The sequence below is a fragment of the Rhizorhabdus dicambivorans genome, assembly GCF_002355275.1.
Classification (GTDB): Bacteria; Pseudomonadota; Alphaproteobacteria; order Sphingomonadales; family Sphingomonadaceae; genus Rhizorhabdus; species Rhizorhabdus dicambivorans.
This window is the reverse complement of record NZ_CP023449.1, coordinates 4,950,733-4,967,450: the sequence shown is the minus strand read 5'-3', so window position 1 is coordinate 4,967,450 and position 16,718 is coordinate 4,950,733. Positions and strand designations below refer to the sequence as shown.

The following is a 16,718-nucleotide window of genomic DNA, read 5'->3' as shown; positions in this document are numbered from 1 at the left end:
TGCTGAACTTGATTCAGCATCCATTGCCGCAGCGCTGGATGACGGCCGGCGCGCAGGCTTACCTCCAATCCCCGGCCAGCCCCATCCACAGCGATACCGCCGCCGCCATCGCGGTATCGGCGCGCAGGATGCGCGGGCCCAGCGAGACGCCCACCGCCTGCGGCACCGCCTTGATCGCGGACCGCTCCTCGTCGGTGAAGCCGCCTTCGGGGCCGATCAGGATCGCGGCGGGGCCGGGCTTCACCGCCTGGGCCATCGGCACGCCGCCTTCCTCGTCGGCGAAGATCAGGGCGCGGCCGGCTGGCCAGTTTCCGAGCAGCTTCGCCAGCTTCATCGGCTCGTCGAGGATCGGCAGCGCGGTCCGCTCGCACTGTTCGGCCGCCTCGATCATATGCGCGCGCAGCCGATCGAGGTTGAGCTTGTCGACGATGGTGCGGTGGGTGATGACCGGCTGCCAGCGCGCCACCCCCAGTTCGCAGGCCTTCTCCGCCACCCAGTCGATCCGCCCCTTCTTGATCGGCGCGGCGACCAGCCACAGGTCGGGAACATCCTCGCGCTCGCGCAGCCTGGCGGTGACGCGCAGCTGGACGTGGCGCTTGGCGACCTGCTCGATCTCGGCGCGCCATTCGCCGCTGACATCGTCGAACAGCGCGATGGCGTCCCCCGCCTTCAGCCGCATCACGCCCGACAGATAATGCGCCTGCCCGCCCTCGATCAGGATGGTGATGCCGTCGGCCAGCGGCTGGTCGACGAACAGGCGGGTGAGGCTGGCCGGGGGCCATGCGGGGGTCTGGGCCATGGGACTTCCGAAGGCTGGTCTTTTGTCCTACCTGCCGCCCATGGCGAAGGAAGTCGAGCAGATCGTACCCGACAGCGAGCGCAGGCGGCTGGCGCTGCGCGTGCCCGAAGGCGTGCGCCCCTATTGGCTGCTCGCCCGCTTCGACCGGCCGATCGGCAGCTGGCTGCTGTTCTGGCCCGGCGCATGGGCGATGGCGCTGGCGGGGCATGCGGTCGACCGCTGGGACCTGATCCTGTGGTTCGCGCTGGGCGCGGTCGCGATGCGCGGCGCGGGCTGCGTCTATAACGACATCGTCGATCGCGATCTCGACCGGAAGGTGGCGCGCACCGCCGCGCGCCCGCTTGCCAGCGGCCGGGTGAGCCTCAAGGCCGCCTGGGCGTGGCTGCTGCTGCTGTGCCTGGTCGGGCTGGTCGTGCTGCTCCAGCTCAACGGGACCGCCGCGATTGCCGCGCTAGCCAGTCTCGGTGCGGTCGCGGCCTATCCCTTCATGAAGCGGATCACCTGGTGGCCGCAGGCATGGCTCGGCCTCGTCTTCTCCTGGGCGGCACTGGTCGGCTGGCCGGCGGTGACCGGTGGCTTCGCGCCGGCGCTGTGGTGGCTCTACGCCGGCTCGGTCTTCTGGGTGATCGGCTATGACACCATCTACGCCCTGCAGGACATCGAGGATGATGCGCTGGCGGGTGTGAAGTCCTCGGCCCGCGCGCTGGGGGCCCGGGCGAGGCTGGGTATCGGGCTATGCTATGCGGTGGCGCTTGGCTGCTGGATGATGGCGCTGTGGCAGGTTCGGCCGCAATGGCTCGCCACGGCGGCGCTGCTGCCGGTCGCGCTCCATCTCGTCTGGCAGGTTGCGGGGCTGAACCGCCATGACCCCGCCGATGCGCTGATGCGTTTCCGCTCGAACCGCATGACGGGGCTGCTGATGGCGCTCGCCTGTCTGGTGGTGGGCCAGACCGCCTGAACCCGTTTCATCGGCACCAAGGGTTTGACCTTCGGCATCCCGATACCTAAGTCGCCGGGATGCTGAGCCTCTCCGAAGCCGAAAGCCGTACCGCCGATCTCGTCGCCGCCGCCCGCAAGGCCGGGGCCGACGCGGCCGACGCGCTCTATGTCTGCAACAATTCGACCCAGATATCGGTCCGCCTCGGGGCGCTGGAGGATGTCGAGCGGTCGGAGGGTGAGGAGATCGGCCTGCGCCTGTTCGTCGGCAGCCGCTCGGCGAGCGTCTCCTCGTCCGACCTGTCGGCCGATGCGCTGGCCCAGCTGGTCGTGCGCGCCGTGGCGATGGCGCGCGAGGCCCCCGAGGATCCCTATGCGGGGCTCGCCCCCGAGGATCGGCTGCTGCGCGGTCCCGCGCCCGATGTCGATGGCGATGACGGCGCCGATCCCTCGCCCGCCGCGCTGCGCGAGCGGGGCGAGGCGGCCGAGGATGCGGCGCGCGCCGTCAAGGGCGTCACCAACAGCGAAGGCGCGGGAGCTTCGGCGAGCCGCAGCGTCATCGCGCTCGCCACCAGCACCGGCTTCGCGCGTGGCTATTCGACCAGCGGCTATGGCTGCTCGGCCAGCGTGATCGCGGGCGAGGGCGCCAACATGCAGCGCGACTATGCCTATCATTCGACCCGCCACATCGCCGATCTGGAGGATGCCGCCGCGATCGGCGCCCGCGCCGGCGACCGCGCGGTCAAGCGGCTCAACCCCGGAAAGCTGTCGAGCGGGGCGATGCCGATCGTCTACGATCCCCGGGTCAGCGCGGGGATGCTGGGCCATCTTGCCGGGGCGATCACCGGCGCGGCGGTGGCGCGGCGGACCAGCTTCCTGCTCGACAGGCTGGGCGAACAGGTCTTCGCCAGGGGCATCACCGTGCGCGACGATCCGCTGCGGCGGCGCGGTCTCCGCTCCAAGCCGTTCGACGGGGAAGGCCTGCCCACCGCCGCGCGCGATATCATCGCCGACGGCGTGCTGACCGGCTGGATCATGGACTCGGCCTCCGCACGCCAGCTCGGCCTGGCGCCGACCGGCCATGCGACGCGCGGCGTCGGCGGCCCGCCGGGGGCGGGGCTGACCAACCTCTATCTGGAAGCGGGCGCGCTTTCGCCGGAGGAGCTGATCGCCGACATCAAGCTGGGCGTCTATGTCACCGAGCTGATCGGCCAGGGCGTCAATGGCGTGACCGGTGATTACAGCCGGGGCGCATCGGGCTTCGTGATCCGCGATGGCCGGATTTGCGAGCCGGTCGCGGAAATCACCGTCGCCGGCAATCTGAAGGATATGTTCCGCGAACTGACGCCCGCTTCGGATCTTGTGTTCCGCCGCGCGGTTGATGCCCCGACGATCCGGATCGAAGGAATGACGGTAGCCGGTGCCTGAAACGCTTCTTGATGCGGTGAGCGCGGTCGCGGCCGAGGTCGGCGCGATGGCGCACGCCTCATGGCGGGGCGATTTCAAATATTGGGACAAGGTGCCGGGCAGCCCGGTCTGTGACATCGATCTTGCCGCAGACGCGCTGCTGCGCGAGCGGCTGATGGCGCTCGATCCCGAGGCCGGCTGGCTGTCCGAGGAGACCGCCGACAGCGCCGACCGGCTGAATTGCGTGCGCGTATGGGTGGTCGATCCGATCGACGGCACCCGCGATTATGTGCGCGGGCGCGAAGGCTGGGCGGTGTCGATCGCGCTGGTCGAAGGCGGCCGGCCGGTGATCGGGGTGCTCGATGCCCCGGCGCGCGGCGAGCATTGGCGCGCCCAGGCCGGGCGCGGCGCCACCCGCAACGGCGAGCCGGTTCGCGCGTCGCGGCGGCTGGAGCTTCCGGGCGCGCGGGTTCCCGCCGATGTCCTGCCGCGTGCCGATTCCGACCTCGTGATGGTCGGCAAGCCCAATTCCATCGCGCTGCGCATCGCGATGGTCGCCGCCGATCAGGCCGATCTGCTGGCGACGCTGCGCTGGGGCAATGAATGGGACATCGCCGCCGCCGCGCTGATCGCGCAGGAGGCCGGCGCCACCGTCACCGACGCGCTCGGCCGGCCGCTGCGCTATAACAGCACCAAGGGCGAGCAGTTCGGCGTGTTAGCGACCGCCCCGGCGATCCACGCCCATGCGGTGGAACGGCTGGCGGATCGCGCCGCGAAGGCGGTTATCCGCTGAGGACCTGCGTCAGAGCCCCAGCCGGGGTATCTCGATCTTCGGGCAGTGGTCGACCACTGCCTTGAGGCCGGCGGCCTCGGCGCGGGCCACCGCCTCGTCATTATAAACGCCCAGCTGGGTCCACACGGCTTTGGCGCCCACCGCGATCGCTTCATCGATCACCGGGCCGGCGGCGGCGGAGTTGCGGAAGATGTCGACCAGATCGATCGGTTCGCCGATCTCGGCAAGGGTGGCGACCACGGGCTGGCCGTGGATGCTCTGCCCCGCGAGCTGCGGGTTGACCGGGATCACCTTGTAGCCCCGGCCGAGCAGGAAGCGCATCACGCCGAAGCTCGCCCGGTCGGGCCGGTCGCTCGCGCCGACCATCGCGATGGTCTTAGTGGCGCGCAGCAGGTCGGCGATTTCGTTATCGGCGGTGAGCGGCATGGGGGGCTCCTTGGATCATGGTCCCCCTAAAATGATGCGGGCTTGGCCGGGTTCAACCAGTCGGCGATCTTTTGCGCGAACGGCGCGAACACCGTGTCGCCTTCCTCGGCCGCCGGCGGGCGTCCCGCGTCCGACGCGGTGCGGATGCCGATGTCGAGTGGTACCCGGCCGAGGAAAGGCAGCTGCATCGATACCGCGGCCGCCTGCGCGCCGCCCTGGCCGAAGGGATCGGAAACCTCGCCGCAATGCGGGCAGGCATAGCCCGCCATATTCTCGATCATGCCGATGATCGGCACCTGGCTCTGGTTGAAGAAGTCGATCGCGCGGGTCGCATCGATCAGCGCGAGGTCCTGCGGCGTCGAGACGATGATCGCGCCGGCCGGCTTGAACTTCTGTACCATGGTCAGCTGGACGTCGCCGGTGCCCGGCGGCAGATCGAGCAGCAGCAGATCGACGTCGCCCCATTCGGCGTCGACCAGCTGGCCCAGCGCATTGCCCGCCATCGGGCCGCGCCATGCGATTGCCTGGCCGGGGCGGACGAGCTGCGCCATCGACAGCATCGGCACGCCGAAGGGGGAGATGACCGGGTCCATCTTTTGTCCCTGCGCGGTCGGCCGCATGCCTTCGGTCGAGAGCAGACGGGATTGCGAGGGGCCATAGATATCGGCGTCGACCAGCCCCACCTTCTTGCCCATCCGCTTCAAGGCGACCGCGAGATTGGCGGACAGGGTCGACTTGCCGACCCCGCCTTTGCCCGATCCGATCGCGATGATCTTGCGCCCGCGCTTCTCGGCGGTCATCGCGACGCGCACCGTCTCGACCCCCGGCACCGCGATCAGCGCCTGTTTGACCGATGCTTCGAGCTTGCTGCGGGCATCGCCCGACAGGCCGGTCACATCGATCACGACGCTGACCGTTCCGTTGTCGAAGCGGGGTTCTGCGGCGCGTCCGGAGGCGATGAGGCCCTTGCCGCTGATGGGGTCTGCCACGCTGTCGAGCGCGGGGGAGAGCGATTCCGTCATGTCCATGGCGGGTGCAAATAAGGAGTCTGCGGGGAAAGGGCACTGTTTTTCCGCCGATCCGCTCCTATAATGATCGCATGAACCATAGTGACAGCAGCGAATTGGCGCCCCGCCCCCTGCTCAACGAGGGCGGACCGTGGGGCGGTGGAGGATCGGGCGGCGGAGACGGGGGCGATTCCAACCCCTGGAACCAGCCCCCGCGTGGACGGCCGGGGTGTGGCCCTGCGGGCCGTTCGGCGATCGACGAACTGCTCCGGCGTGGCCGTGCGCGCTTCGGCGGACGCGGCGGGCCCGAGCCCGAGGCGGGCCGCCTCATCTTCTGGGCTGCGGGCGGAATCCTGCTCCTCTGGATCGTCTGGACCAGCAGCCACATGATCGATCCGCAGGAGCGCGGCGTCATCACCCGGCTCGGTTCCTATGCCCGCACGCTCGATCCCGGCTTCCACCTCAGCTTTCCCGCGCCGATCGACGTCGTCACCAAGATCAACGTCGAGGAGATCCGGGTGAAGGACATCCCGGAAAGCGGTGGTAACAGCCAGAATCTGATGCTGACCGGCGACCAGAACATCATCGATCTCGCCTATTCGGTGCGGTGGAACATCCGTGATCCCGAACTCTATCTCTACGAACTGGCCGAGCCGGACGAGACGGTGGCCGAGGTCGCCGAGAGCGCGATGCGCGCTGAGATCGCGGGGGTCGCGCTGAACGACGCGATGGGCTCGCAGCGCAGCCAGATCGAAGGCCGCGTCCAGCAGCGCATGCAGGAGATACTCGACGGCTATCGTGCGGGCATCACCGTGCAGGGCGTCGCGATCAAGCAGGCCGATCCGCCGGCCGCGGTCAACGATGCCTTCAAGGAGGTCTCGGCCGCGCAGCAGCAGGCGCAGGCCTATCTCAACCAGGCGCGCGCCTATGCCCAGCAGCTCGGCGCGAAGGCCGAAGGCGAGGCGGCGGCCTTCGACAAGGTCTATGCCGAGTATAAGCTGGCGCCCGAAGTGACGCGGCGGCGCATGTATTACGAGACGATGGAGCGGGTTCTCGCCAAGACCGACAAGACGATCGTCGAGGCGCCCAACGTGATCCCCTATGTCCCGCTTCCGCCGCAACCCCCGAAGGCCCAGCAATGAACGTTTCCGACAATCTCGCCAGCCGCAACATGATCGGCGGGGCGATCGCGGTGATGATCGTCCTGGTCGTGCTGAGCAACATCTTCTCGGTGGTGCCCGAAACCAAGCAGGCGCTCGTCATCCGGCTGAGCAAGCCCTACAAGGTCTACAACGCCTATCGGCCCAATGAGGACTTCGGGCAGACCGGCGCCGGCGTGATCGCCAAGATCCCGTTCGTCGACAGCGTCCACTGGATCGACAAGCGGGTTCGCGATTTCGACATGGAGCGGCAGTCGGTGCTGTCGACCGATCAGCTCCGGCTCGAGGTCGACGCCTATGCGCGCTACCGCATCATCGATCCGCTGCAGATGGCGATCTCGGCGGGCAGCGAGCGCCGCGTCGAGGACGCGCTACGCCCGATCCTCGGTTCCTCGCTGCGCAACGAGCTCGGAAAGCGGCCCTTCGCGTCGCTGCTCAGCCCCGAGCGCGGCGCGGTGATGGACAATATCCAGAGCCGGCTCAACCGGGTCGCCAGCCAATATGGCGCCGAGATCGTCGACGTCCGCATCAAGCGCGCCGACCTGCCCGACGGCACTCCGCTCGATTCCGCCTTCAACCGGATGCGCACCGCGCGCCAGCAGGAGGCGCAGTCGATCCTTGCCGAGGGCCGCAAGCAGGCGCAGATCGTCACATCGGAAGCCGACGCGCAGGCGGCCGGCGTCTATGCGGAGAGCTTCAACAAGGATCCGGATTTCTACAATTTCTATCGGGCGATGCAGTCCTATCGGGTCACGTTCGGCACCGATGGGACCGATGCGCCCGGATCGTCCAACGCGATACTGTCGCCCGATAACGAATATCTGCGCGAATTTCGCGGGCGCCGATAAGAGGTAAGGAACGGCGCCGTTCAAGCGGGGTTCAGCGACCGGGACGGAGATAAATCGCCCGGATCATCATCGGCAACGGCAGGACAGGAGTTTTAAGGAGTTGGCCAAAGTGCGTTATGCCTATGCGATCACCGCGGCCTTGCTGGCGGGTGGTGCCACCGCAACTCTGACGATGCAGCAGCCGGTCGGCGCGCAGGTCGCGCAGAATGCCCCGGGCTCGATCAACGCCGAGGCTCCGCGCCCCGGCGCGCCGATGAGCTTCGCCGATCTTGCGGCCAAGCTGCAACCGGCGGTGGTCAACATATCGACCACCCAGAAAATCCAGGTGCGCAGCGGCGGCAACGCTTTCTCCGGTACTCCGTTCGAAGAACTGTTCCGTCGCTTCGGCGGCGGTGGCGGTGGCAATGAGAATGGCAGGCCGATCACCCGCGAGGCGACCTCGCTCGGTTCCGGTTTCATCATCTCGCCCGACGGCTATGTCGTGACCAACAATCACGTCATCTCGGCCTCGCCGGAAGGCGGCAGCGGGGCGGTGGTCAGCTCGATCACGGTCACGCTCCCCGACCGCAAGGAGTATAAGGCGACGATCGTCGGCCGCGACCAGACCTCGGATCTGGCGCTGCTCAAGATCGATGCGAAGAACCTGCCCTTCGTCCAGTTCGGCGATTCCACGCGCACCCGCGTGGGCGACTGGGTAGTGGCGATCGGCAATCCCTTCGGGCTCGGCGGCACCGTGACCGCGGGCATCGTCTCGGCGCTGCATCGCTCGATCGGCATCAACGGCCCCTATGACCGCTACATCCAGACCGACGCGTCGATCAACCAGGGCAATTCGGGCGGCCCGATGTTCGATCTCCAGGGCAATGTGATCGGCATCAACACCGCGATCTTCTCGCCGACCGGCGGCAATGTCGGCATCGGTTTCGCGATCCCGGCCGAAGAGGCGAAGCCGATCATCGATCAGCTGCGCACCGGCGAGCGGATCAAGCGCGGCTATCTGGGCGTCGGTATCCAGCCGATGACGCAGGACATCGCCAGCAGCCTGGGCCTGCCCAAGGACCGCGGCGAGATCGTCGCGCGGGTCGAGCCGGGCGAGGCCGCGGCGCGGGCCGGCATCCGCCAGGGCGACGTGATCGTGAAGGTCAACGGCCAGGACGTCACCCCCGATAACACGCTGTCCTACATCGTCGGCAAGACGGCGGTGGGATCGCGCCTGCCGATTGAGCTGATCCGCGAGGGCCAGCGCAAGACGGTGACGGTGACGCTGGGCGAGCGCCCCCCCGAGGACCAGCTGGCCAACAGCGGCGACGGGGACGAGGATCAGGATGACGGCGCGGGCAGCGCCCCGATCGCGCCCGACCAGGCGACACGCAACGCCATCGGCCTGGGCTTCCAGACGCTGACCCCGGACCTTGCCCGTCGCCTCGGCGTCGCGGCGACCCTGCGGGGCGTGGTGGTAAGCTATGTCGATCCGTCGAGCGATGCGGCCGCCAATGGCTTCCAGCCGCGCGACATCATCCTGCAGATCAATAATGTGCCGGTGGCCACGGTACAGGCCGCCGCCGCCCAGATCGCGGCGGCCCAGAAAGCCAAGCGGCCGACGGCGCTGCTGTTCGTGCAGCGCGGTAACAATCCGCCGCGCTATGTCGGTGTGCAGCTGAAGAACTGAGGCTGCATCCACAGCAACCAAAAAAGGGGCCGGAAGCGAAAGCTTCCGGCCCCTTTTCTTTGCGTTGCCGTGTCGATCAGAAGCGGTAGCTGGCCACCGCGCGGATCGAGTGGAAGGCGAACTTGCTGAAGCTCCGCTTGAAGTCGACGCCTCCAGCGTTCTGCGCGATGAACGGGTTGGCCGGATTGGCCACGAACGGCGGGCCGAGGCGGACCAGGCTGTCGTTGTTCTTCAGCGCGGTGAAGGTGTAGAGCGTACCGATCGAGAACTTGCCGACCTGCTGCTCGATACCGCCACCATAGACCCAGCCCCAGGCGTTCTTCTTGGGGTCGGTCACCGAATTGGCGTTGACCGTGTTCGAGGTCGAGAAGGTGTTGGTGATCTTGCCGAAGGCGGCGCCGCCCGTGGCGTAGATCAGCGTGCCGGTGTCGAAGGCATAGCCGCCGCGCGCACGGATCGCGCCGTCGCTCTTCAGGGTCGCCTGCATCTTGTAGACGGCGGGCGTGGTGCTGAAGGCGGTGACGTTGTCGTACAGGTACGACTTGCCATATTCGACGACCGCGCCGACGACCCAGGTGCCGGATTCGCCCAGGCTGAAGCCATAGTCGTAGCCCGCGTGAATCTTCCAGTTGGTCGAGTCATTGTCCTTGGTGCAGCCGGTGCTCGGAACCGCCGAAGTCGGCGCACCGCCGCACATGCCGCCGCGGCCGAGCGCGTTCGGCTGGAAGTTGACGAAGGCGTCGCCGAAATTGCCGTCCAGATTGCGGTCGAAATTGACGATTTCGTCGCCGTCCTTCGGCTGCCAGCCATAGCCGAGCTGGCCGCCGACATAGAAGCCGGTCCAAGCCGCGGCGCTGTCCTGCGCCGAGGCAGCGCTGGCGCCGAGGACCGCGAGGCCGATGGCCGCGGTGGTGGGGAGGAGGTTTCGCATAAATACTAGCCCTTTCTGCTGCCGTTACGGCGGAGCGGAAACGGTTCCGATACTAAAACGATCCCGGAAGCAAGTCGGTTTGTATGCTCTGATGCATAATTGCCACGGTAACGAACAAAAATTTCGTACTGCTAACAACAGTGTCTATTGTCCGAAATCAGGTTCCGCCGCCCTCGCCAATGCTTCGCGCGCCGCCGCGATGAGCGCGCCGGACTTGGCTTCGCATTCCCGCTGTTCATAGACGGGGTCGCTGTCCGCGACGATGCCCGCACCGGCCTGGACGTGCATCACGCCGTCCTTCACCACGGCGGTGCGCAGGACGATGCAGCTGTCCATCGATCCGTCGGGGGAGAAATAGCCGACGCCGCCAGCATAGGGGCCGCGCGTCTCGGGTTCGAGCTCGGCGATGATCTCGCAGGCACGGACCTTGGGCGCGCCGGAGACGGTGCCCGCCGGGAAGCCGGCGAACAATGCGTCGAGACCGTCCTTCGCCGGGTCGAGCCGGCCGACCACGTTCGAAACGATGTGCATCACATGGCTGTAATGCTCGACCGTATAGCTGTCTGTGACCTCGACCGTGCCTGCGGTCGCCACCCGGCCGACATCGTTGCGGCCCAGATCGAGCAGCATCAGATGCTCGGCGCGCTCCTTGGGATCGGCGAGCAGGCTGTCGCGGTTGGCCGCGTCCTCGGCGGCGGTCCTGCCGCGCGGGCGGGTGCCCGCGATCGGACGGATCGTCACTTCCCCGTCGCGGGCGCGGACCAGTATCTCGGGCGAGGAACCGATCAGCGCGAAGCCGGGCAGATCGAGGAAAAAGAGGAAGGGCGACGGGTTGATCCGTCGCAGGGCGCGATACAGATCGATCGGCGGCAGTGCGAAATCCATCGCGAAACGCTGAGCCAGCACGACCTGGAAGATGTCCCCGGCGGCGATATAGTCCTTCGCCCTGAGCACCATATCGGCATAGCGGCCGGGGGCCAGCTGTGGCACCGGCTGCAGGGTCGCGGGGTCGATATCGCTGCGGTTGCGCGGCGGCAGCGGGCCGGCCAGCATGGCGGCATGCGCCTCGATCCGCTCGATCGCACCGGCGACCTTGGCGTCGGGCGCGCCGGCCGTGTCCGGCCAGAGCGGCGCGACGATATAGAGCTGGTCGGCCAGCCGATCGAAGACCAGGATCAGCGTGGGCCGCGCGAACAGCATGTCGGGCAGGTCAAGCGGATTGGCAGGCGGCCGGGGGAGCTTCTCGACCAGGCCGATCGTCTCATAGGCGAAATAGCCGACCAGGCAGGCGAGCGCGCGCGGCAGCCCTTCCGGCACCGGCATGCGGCAGGCGACGACGAGCTTGCGCATCGCCGTCAGCGCGTCGTCCTCGAGCGGTTCGAACGCCTCGGGATCGGTGGCCCAGCGGCGGTTGACCTCGGCATCGCGGCCCCGCGCGCGGAACATCAGGTCGGGCGCCAGGCCGAGCAGCGAATAGCGCCCGCGCACGGCGCCGCCCTCGACCGATTCGAGCAGGAAATCGCCCCGGCCCGGCCGGATCAGCTTCAGGGCCGCCGCGACCGGCGTTTCGGTATCGGCGACCTGGCTGCGCCAGACCAGCGCGGGTTCGCCCCGCGCCAGCGCCTCGCGGGCGGCCTGGTCCTGCACGTCGGTCATGCTGGGCCTATTGGCCGGCGATCTGGCGCTTCACCGCCGCGATCGCGTCCGGGTAGCGCTTGATCTTCACCTCGGCACCGGCGGCGCGGATGAACTGCTCGCCAAGCTCGGGAGTGAGCACGCGTTGCAGGTCGCCCCGCATCTGCTGGAGAAGCTGGGGATTGGTGGCCAGATCGCCCGGGATGACATTGTCCAGCACCGTGACGAACAGCGCGTCGCCCCGATCGCTGGGAATCAGTTTCGCCTTGCCCTTCTGCAATGCGAACAGGGCCTGGACCGGCGGCGGAATCTGCGCGCCGCCCTGCTGCGCGCGGGCGATTTCGATCTGCTTCGCGCGGGCGGGGGCGGGCGGGGGCAGCCTGACGCCGGTTTCCGCCATCGCCTTGGCCAGGGGGACGCCCCGGTTGACGGCGGCAGTCACCTTTTCGCCGATCGCCTTGGCGCGCTGGGCGGCGCGCTTGGCGATGATGTCACGCATCACCAGCGGCTTGACCTGGGCCAGCGGCAGGGGCGTCGGCGGGATGACGCGGGCGATCCCGAGCAGCGCGAAACGCTGCTCCTGAATGACCGTCTCGACCGTCGGCCGATCGGAAGGATCGCTCTCGAAGCCGGTCTTCAGCAGGGCGTTGAGTTCAGCCGGAGGCGTCCAGCCGGCGGGCGCCGACACCGGCTGGCCGTTCGCCAGGATCGGCGGGGTCTCCACGACAGTCAGCTTGTTGTTGGCCGCGATCTCGGCCAGGCTGCCGCCATCGGCGATGGCATCCTCGATCCGGCCGGCAAGGTCGGCCAGCGCCTCCTGCGACTTCCGGGCCGACAGCAGCGTGACGATCTCGGGCCGGGCCTGCTCCAGCGAACGGGCCGGCGTGCCGGTGACGGTATCGACCCTCACCACATACCAGCCGAACGATCCCTTGATCGGGCCGGCCAGCCCTCCCTTGGCCGTGGCGAACACCTGGCCCGCCACGGCGGCGCCGGCGGCCTTGGCATAATCTTCGCGGCTCTGATTGGCGATGCTCACCGCCTCGAGGCCGGCCTTGGTCGCGGCGGCGGACAGCGATGCACCGCCCTTGGCGGCCGCGGCGATCGCGCGCGCCTGCGCTTCGTTGGGGGTGATCAGCTGGGTGAGGCTGCGGGTCTCGCGCGCGGCATAGGTTGCGGCGTTCTCGCGATAATAGGCGGCGATGTCGGCTTCGGTCGGCGCGGCGGATGCGGCGACCTGCTCGGCACCGAACAGGGCATAGCGCAGCACCCGCGCTTCCGGCCGGGTATAGGCCGCGATATCCGCCTTGTAGGCCGCGGCGATCTCGGCCTCGCTCGGCGGGCGCGGATCGGCGAGCGCGGCGAGCGGGATGATCCCGACCGATCCGATCCGCTCCTCCAGCATCAGCGCTGCATAGGGGCGGGCGACCTTGACCGGCGGGATGGCGATTGCCGCGACGGGCGTGAGGATCTGGTTGCGCAGCAGATCGCCGGCGATGTTCGCGCGCATATCCTTTTCGCTGATCCGCGCCTGCGCCAGCATGTTGCGCATCACATTCTCGTCGAACTGGCCGGTGATGCCCCGGAAGGCCGGGTTACCGGCGATCTCCGCATCGATCAGCCGCTTGCCGACCGCGAAGCCATGCTCCTTGCCCCAGACCTCGACCGCGCGGCCCCCGATCAGGCCTTCGGTGACGCCTTCGAAGCCGCCCTGGGCCAGGAATGTCTTCTGATCGAAGCTGGGCTGCTGGCGGCGGATGCCGTCGATCTGGTTCTGGATGAGGCGGGCGAGTTCGGCGCCGCCGATCCTTTCCCCGCCGACCTTGGCGATCGTGCCGCCGCTGGTGCTGCCGCCACCCATCATGCTGGGGCTTTCGACCCCGGTGATGATGAAGGCGATCATGACCAGCGCGAGGATGCCGAGGGCGATCCACGACGACAGCGCTTTACGGAAGAAGGTGATCATCGGTGTTCCGTCTGAGATCGGGAAGGGCGTTGCGTTGCCATAAGGGGCTAAGCCCGGCATCGCAACGGGCGGACGGTTGCGGGGGGCGACTTTGCCTCTTAAGGGCGGTCGCGAACGAGAAACGAGGGTCAAGATGGCATTGCGCAAGCTGGTCGCCGGAAACTGGAAGATGAACGGATCGCTGGAGGCGCTGGCCGAACTCGATGCGATCGCGGCAGCGGCGCGGGAGCAGGCCGGGGTCGACGTCGCGGTCTGCCCGCCGTTCACGCTCATCGCCCCCGCCGCGCAGCGCCAGCCGGGCCTCGCCATCGGCGCGCAGGATTGCCACGGCAACGCGAAGGGCGCGCACACCGGCTGCGTCAGCGCCGCGATGCTGGCGGAGGCGGGCGCGAAGCTCGCCATCGTCGGCCATAGCGAGCGCCGCGCCGACCAGCACGAGACCGATGCCGAGGTGCAGGCCAAGGCCGTCGCCGCGATCGGCGCCGGGCTGACCGCGATCGTCTGCGTCGGCGAGACCGAGGCCGAGCGCGACGCGGGCCGCGCGGTCGCGGTGGTGGAAGGCCAGCTCGACGGCTCGATCCCGCGCGACGGCAAGGCCGCGACCCTGGTGGTCGCCTATGAGCCGGTCTGGGCGATCGGCACCGGCCGCACGCCGTCGACCGCCGACGTCGCGGAGATGCATGCCGCGATTCGCACGAAGCTGGGCGCGCTGCTGGGTGGCGAGGGCCCGGGCGTGCGCATCCTGTATGGCGGCTCGGTGAAGCCCGACAATGCGCGGGAACTGCTGGCCGTCGCCGATGTCGACGGCGCGCTGGTCGGCGGCGCGAGCCTGACCGCGGCGCAGTTCGTGCCGATCATCGAAGGCGCGGTGGCGGCATCGGCCTGAGGAGCGCAAGGCGCCAAGGTTGAACCTTGGCCGCCGATGCACTAGATGCGCGGCAATTCCGCAATTGAAAGTTCGCGATGTTCACCTTCCTGCTCGTTGTCCACATCATCGTCGCGGCGGCCCTGGTCGCCGTCATCCTGATGCAGCGGTCGGAAGGTGGCGGACTCGCTTCGGGGGGCAACCCCTCGGGCCTGATCAGCGCGCGCGGCGCCGCCGATTTCCTCACGCGGGTCACGTCGATCCTTGCGACGGTCTTCGTGCTGCTCTCGATCATCCTCGCGGCGCTGGCCTCGGTGGAGCGAGCGCCGACCAAGATCGACACCTCGCTGGTCGGCAAGACCGCGAGCGGCAGCGCGGAGCCGGCAGGCCCGCCGCCGGCGGCCGATCCTCTCGCCGCCGCCGCCGCGCAGGGCGGCAGCGCGCCAGCCAACGGCGCGACGCCGCAATAAACAAACAAGATCAGTAGGATGAGGGACGTTGCCGCTTATGGCGGGGCGTCCGTTCGTCCGTTCGTCCACAATTTTTGTCGAAAATCAGGAGGTTCCCACCTTGCTCTTCGCCCCCTCGCGCGGTTAAGCCCATCTTCCCATGGCGCGGTTCATTTTCATCACCGGCGGCGTGGTCTCCTCGCTTGGCAAGGGTCTCATGGCGGCAAGCCTTGCCGCCCTCCTCCAGGCGCGCGGCTACAGGGTCCGTATCCGTAAATTCGATCCCTATCTGAACGTCGATCCGGGCACGATGTCGCCCTATCAGCATGGCGAGGTCTACGTCACCGACGACGGGGCGGAGACCGACCTCGATCTCGGCCATTATGAGCGCTTCACCGGTGTTCCCGGCCGTCAGTCGGACAACATCACCTCGGGCCGGATCTACCAGACGATCATCCAGAAGGAGCGGCGCGGGGACTATCTGGGCGCCACCGTCCAGGTCATCCCGCACGTCACCGATGCGATCAAGGAATTCGCCCGGGCCGACGTCGACGACCTCGATTTCGTGCTGTGCGAGATTGGCGGCACCGTCGGCGATATCGAATCGCTGCCCTTCATGGAGGCGATCCGCCAGCTGCGGAATGATCTCGGCCGCGGCAATTCGATCTTCGTCCATCTGACGCTGGTGCCCTATATCGCGGCGGCCGGCGAGCTGAAGACCAAGCCGACCCAGCACAGCGTGCGCGACCTGACCTCGCTCGGCATCCAGCCCGACGTGCTGGTCTGCCGCTGCGAGCGGCCGCTGCCCGACAATGAGCGCGCGAAGATCGCGCTGTTCTGCAACGTGCCCAAGGAGCATGTCATCCCCGCACTGGATGCCAGCAGCATCTATGCGGTGCCGCTGCAATATCATGAGGAAGGACTGGACGAGGCCGTCCTCTCCGCCTTCGGGATCGAGCCCAAGGAAGAGCCTGAGCTCAGCCGCTGGACCGAGATCATGGACCGGCTGGAGAATCCCGAGGGCGAGGTGACGATCGGCGTCGTCGGCAAATATGTCGGCCTGCTCGACGCCTATAAGTCGCTGCACGAGGCGCTGGTCCATGGCGGCATCGCCAACCGGGTGAAGGTCCACATTCGCTGGATCGACGCGGAACTGTTCGAGCAGGACGAGGCCGAGATCGCCGCCCAGCTGGAGCCGATGAATGCGATCCTCGTCCCCGGCGGCTTCGGCGAGCGCGGATCGGAGGGCAAGATCGCCGCGGTGAAGTTCGCGCGCGAGCGCAAGGTGCCCTATTTCGGCATCTGCCTGGGCATGCAGATGGCGTGCATCGAGGGCGCCCGCAACACCGCCGGCATCGCCGCCGCCTCGACCACCGAATTCGGCCCGACCGACGAGCCGGTGGTCGGCCTGATCACCGAATGGATGACCGAATCGGGCCTGCAGAAGCGCGAGGCGGGCGGCGATCTGGGCGGCACGATGCGGCTCGGTGCCTATGATGCGGTGCTCTCCGGCAACAGCCATGCCGCCACCATCTATGGCGGCATCGCCATCTCCGAGCGGCATCGCCACCGTTATGAGGTCAATGCCGGCTACAAGGACGCGCTGGAAAAGGGCGGTCTGGTCTTCTCCGGAATGTCGCCCGACGGCGAACTTCCCGAGGTGGTCGAACGGCCCGACCATCCCTGGTTCGTCGGCGTCCAGTTCCACCCGGAGCTGAAGAGCAAGCCGTTCGATCCGCACCCGCTGTTCGCGAGCTTCATCGAGGCGGCGGTGAACCAGAGCCGGCTGGTCTGAGGGCCGACCCCGCCTGCCGTGCGTCCGCCCGG

General features: G+C 68.1%; 15 protein-coding genes. 9 read left to right on the top strand and 6 right to left on the bottom strand.

What is annotated here, in order from left to right; all coding sequences use genetic code 11:
• Positions 1 to 58 precede the first annotated feature (58 nt).
• Positions 59 to 799 (bottom strand): 16S rRNA (uracil(1498)-N(3))-methyltransferase, encoded by a 741-nt coding sequence (locus CMV14_RS23385; protein WP_066968743.1) that lies wholly within the window; start codon positions 797 to 799, stop codon positions 59 to 61.
• Here CMV14_RS23385 and ubiA point away from each other — a divergent pair.
• Genes ubiA through CMV14_RS23370 form a run of 3 tightly spaced genes read left to right on the top strand, consistent with a single transcriptional unit; the run spans position 798 to position 3,935 of the window.
• A complete protein-coding gene (gene ubiA, locus CMV14_RS23380) occupies positions 798 to 1,757 on the top strand; it encodes a 4-hydroxybenzoate octaprenyltransferase (protein ID WP_408014354.1) in 960 nt (319 codons plus the stop codon). The genes CMV14_RS23385 and ubiA overlap by 2 nt on opposite strands.
• A gap of 59 nt (positions 1,758 to 1,816) precedes the next feature.
• Entirely contained in the window at positions 1,817 to 3,163 is a 1,347-nt protein-coding gene (locus tag CMV14_RS23375; protein WP_066968698.1) for a TldD/PmbA family protein, read from the top strand.
• Entirely contained in the window at positions 3,156 to 3,935 is a 780-nt protein-coding gene (locus CMV14_RS23370; RefSeq protein WP_066968700.1) for a 3'(2'),5'-bisphosphate nucleotidase CysQ, read from the top strand. Before CMV14_RS23375 ends, CMV14_RS23370 begins: the two co-directional genes overlap by 8 nt.
• A 9-nt stretch (positions 3,936 to 3,944) precedes the next feature.
• Here the strand turns inward: CMV14_RS23370 and CMV14_RS23365 are convergent, their stop codons facing one another.
• Positions 3,945 to 4,361 carry a CoA-binding protein gene (locus CMV14_RS23365; RefSeq protein ID WP_066968702.1) on the bottom strand — a complete coding sequence of 139 codons (417 nt, stop codon included), beginning with the start codon at positions 4,359 to 4,361 and terminating at the stop codon, positions 3,945 to 3,947.
• Positions 4,362 to 4,387: 26 nt separating this feature from the next.
• Positions 4,388 to 5,389 (bottom strand): P-loop NTPase, encoded by a 1,002-nt coding sequence (locus CMV14_RS23360; RefSeq protein WP_066968704.1) that lies wholly within the window; start codon positions 5,387 to 5,389, stop codon positions 4,388 to 4,390.
• A gap of 71 nt (positions 5,390 to 5,460) precedes the next feature.
• Here CMV14_RS23360 and hflK point away from each other — a divergent pair, with 71 nt between their 5' ends.
• From hflK to CMV14_RS23345, 3 genes are all read left to right on the top strand, one after another.
• On the top strand, positions 5,461 to 6,510 hold the full coding sequence (hflK, locus tag CMV14_RS23355; protein WP_176489023.1) for an FtsH protease activity modulator HflK: 1,050 nt from the start codon (positions 5,461 to 5,463) through the stop codon (positions 6,508 to 6,510).
• Complete coding sequence (gene hflC / locus CMV14_RS23350) at positions 6,507 to 7,376, top strand: protease modulator HflC (protein WP_066968708.1); 870 nt, start codon at positions 6,507 to 6,509, stop codon at positions 7,374 to 7,376. The genes hflK and hflC overlap by 4 nt, the downstream gene beginning before the upstream one ends.
• Before the next feature lie 109 nt (positions 7,377 to 7,485).
• A complete protein-coding gene (locus CMV14_RS23345) occupies positions 7,486 to 9,045 on the top strand; it encodes a Do family serine endopeptidase (protein WP_066968747.1) in 1,560 nt (519 codons plus the stop codon).
• Between the two features lie 76 nt (positions 9,046 to 9,121).
• Here CMV14_RS23345 and CMV14_RS23340 read toward each other — a convergent pair whose 3' ends face one another.
• The 3 genes from CMV14_RS23340 to CMV14_RS23330 all read right to left on the bottom strand — a co-directional run bounded on the left by CMV14_RS23340 (position 9,122) and on the right by CMV14_RS23330 (position 13,577).
• Positions 9,122 to 9,976, bottom strand: a complete 855-nt coding sequence (locus tag CMV14_RS23340) for an outer membrane protein (protein WP_066968710.1) — start codon at positions 9,974 to 9,976, stop codon at positions 9,122 to 9,124.
• Between the two features lie 144 nt (positions 9,977 to 10,120).
• Positions 10,121 to 11,632 carry an anthranilate synthase component I family protein gene (locus tag CMV14_RS23335; protein WP_066968712.1) on the bottom strand — a complete coding sequence of 504 codons (1,512 nt, stop codon included), beginning with the start codon at positions 11,630 to 11,632 and terminating at the stop codon, positions 10,121 to 10,123.
• 7 nt (positions 11,633 to 11,639) lie between these two features.
• Positions 11,640 to 13,577, bottom strand: a complete 1,938-nt coding sequence (locus CMV14_RS23330) for a peptidylprolyl isomerase (RefSeq protein WP_066968714.1) — start codon at positions 13,575 to 13,577, stop codon at positions 11,640 to 11,642.
• Positions 13,578 to 13,710: 133 nt separating this feature from the next.
• Here CMV14_RS23330 and tpiA point away from each other — a divergent pair, with 133 nt between their 5' ends.
• The 3 genes from tpiA (at position 13,711) to pyrG (ending at position 16,686) form a co-directional block, all read left to right on the top strand.
• The gene (gene tpiA, locus CMV14_RS23325) at positions 13,711 to 14,463 is read left to right on the top strand and encodes a triose-phosphate isomerase (RefSeq protein WP_066968716.1); all 753 of its coding nucleotides are present in this window, start codon (positions 13,711 to 13,713) and stop codon (positions 14,461 to 14,463) included.
• A gap of 77 nt (positions 14,464 to 14,540) precedes the next feature.
• Positions 14,541 to 14,912 (top strand): preprotein translocase subunit SecG, encoded by a 372-nt coding sequence (gene secG / locus CMV14_RS23320; protein WP_066968719.1) that lies wholly within the window; start codon positions 14,541 to 14,543, stop codon positions 14,910 to 14,912.
• Positions 14,913 to 15,051: 139 nt separating this feature from the next.
• Positions 15,052 to 16,686, top strand: coding sequence for a CTP synthase (gene pyrG / locus CMV14_RS23315; RefSeq protein ID WP_066968720.1), 1,635 nt, complete (start codon positions 15,052 to 15,054; stop codon positions 16,684 to 16,686).
• The last annotated feature ends 32 nt before the right edge of the window (positions 16,687 to 16,718 follow it).

Excerpts from the sequence above, each read along its gene's own strand:
- tpiA (WP_066968716.1), top strand. The coding sequence starts at position 13,711 with ATGGCATTGCGCAAGCTGGTCGCCGGAAACTGGAAGATGAACGGATCG.
- CMV14_RS23365 (WP_066968702.1), bottom strand. The coding sequence starts at position 4,361 with ATGCCGCTCACCGCCGATAACGAAATCGCCGACCTGCTGCGCGCCACT.
- pyrG (WP_066968720.1), top strand. The coding sequence starts at position 15,052 with ATGGCGCGGTTCATTTTCATCACCGGCGGCGTGGTCTCCTCGCTTGGC.
- CMV14_RS23385 (WP_066968743.1), bottom strand. The coding sequence starts at position 799 with ATGGCCCAGACCCCCGCATGGCCCCCGGCCAGCCTCACCCGCCTGTTC.
- ubiA (WP_408014354.1), top strand. The coding sequence starts at position 798 with ATGGGACTTCCGAAGGCTGGTCTTTTGTCCTACCTGCCGCCCATGGCG.
- CMV14_RS23360 (WP_066968704.1), bottom strand. The coding sequence starts at position 5,389 with ATGGACATGACGGAATCGCTCTCCCCCGCGCTCGACAGCGTGGCAGAC.
- CMV14_RS23340 (WP_066968710.1), bottom strand. The coding sequence starts at position 9,976 with ATGCGAAACCTCCTCCCCACCACCGCGGCCATCGGCCTCGCGGTCCTC.
- CMV14_RS23335 (WP_066968712.1), bottom strand. The coding sequence starts at position 11,632 with ATGACCGACGTGCAGGACCAGGCCGCCCGCGAGGCGCTGGCGCGGGGC.
- CMV14_RS23330 (WP_066968714.1), bottom strand. The coding sequence starts at position 13,577 with ATGATCACCTTCTTCCGTAAAGCGCTGTCGTCGTGGATCGCCCTCGGC.
- secG (WP_066968719.1), top strand. The coding sequence starts at position 14,541 with ATGTTCACCTTCCTGCTCGTTGTCCACATCATCGTCGCGGCGGCCCTG.
- hflK (WP_176489023.1), top strand. The coding sequence starts at position 5,461 with ATGAACCATAGTGACAGCAGCGAATTGGCGCCCCGCCCCCTGCTCAAC.
- hflC (WP_066968708.1), top strand. The coding sequence starts at position 6,507 with ATGAACGTTTCCGACAATCTCGCCAGCCGCAACATGATCGGCGGGGCG.
- CMV14_RS23375 (WP_066968698.1), top strand. The coding sequence starts at position 1,817 with ATGCTGAGCCTCTCCGAAGCCGAAAGCCGTACCGCCGATCTCGTCGCC.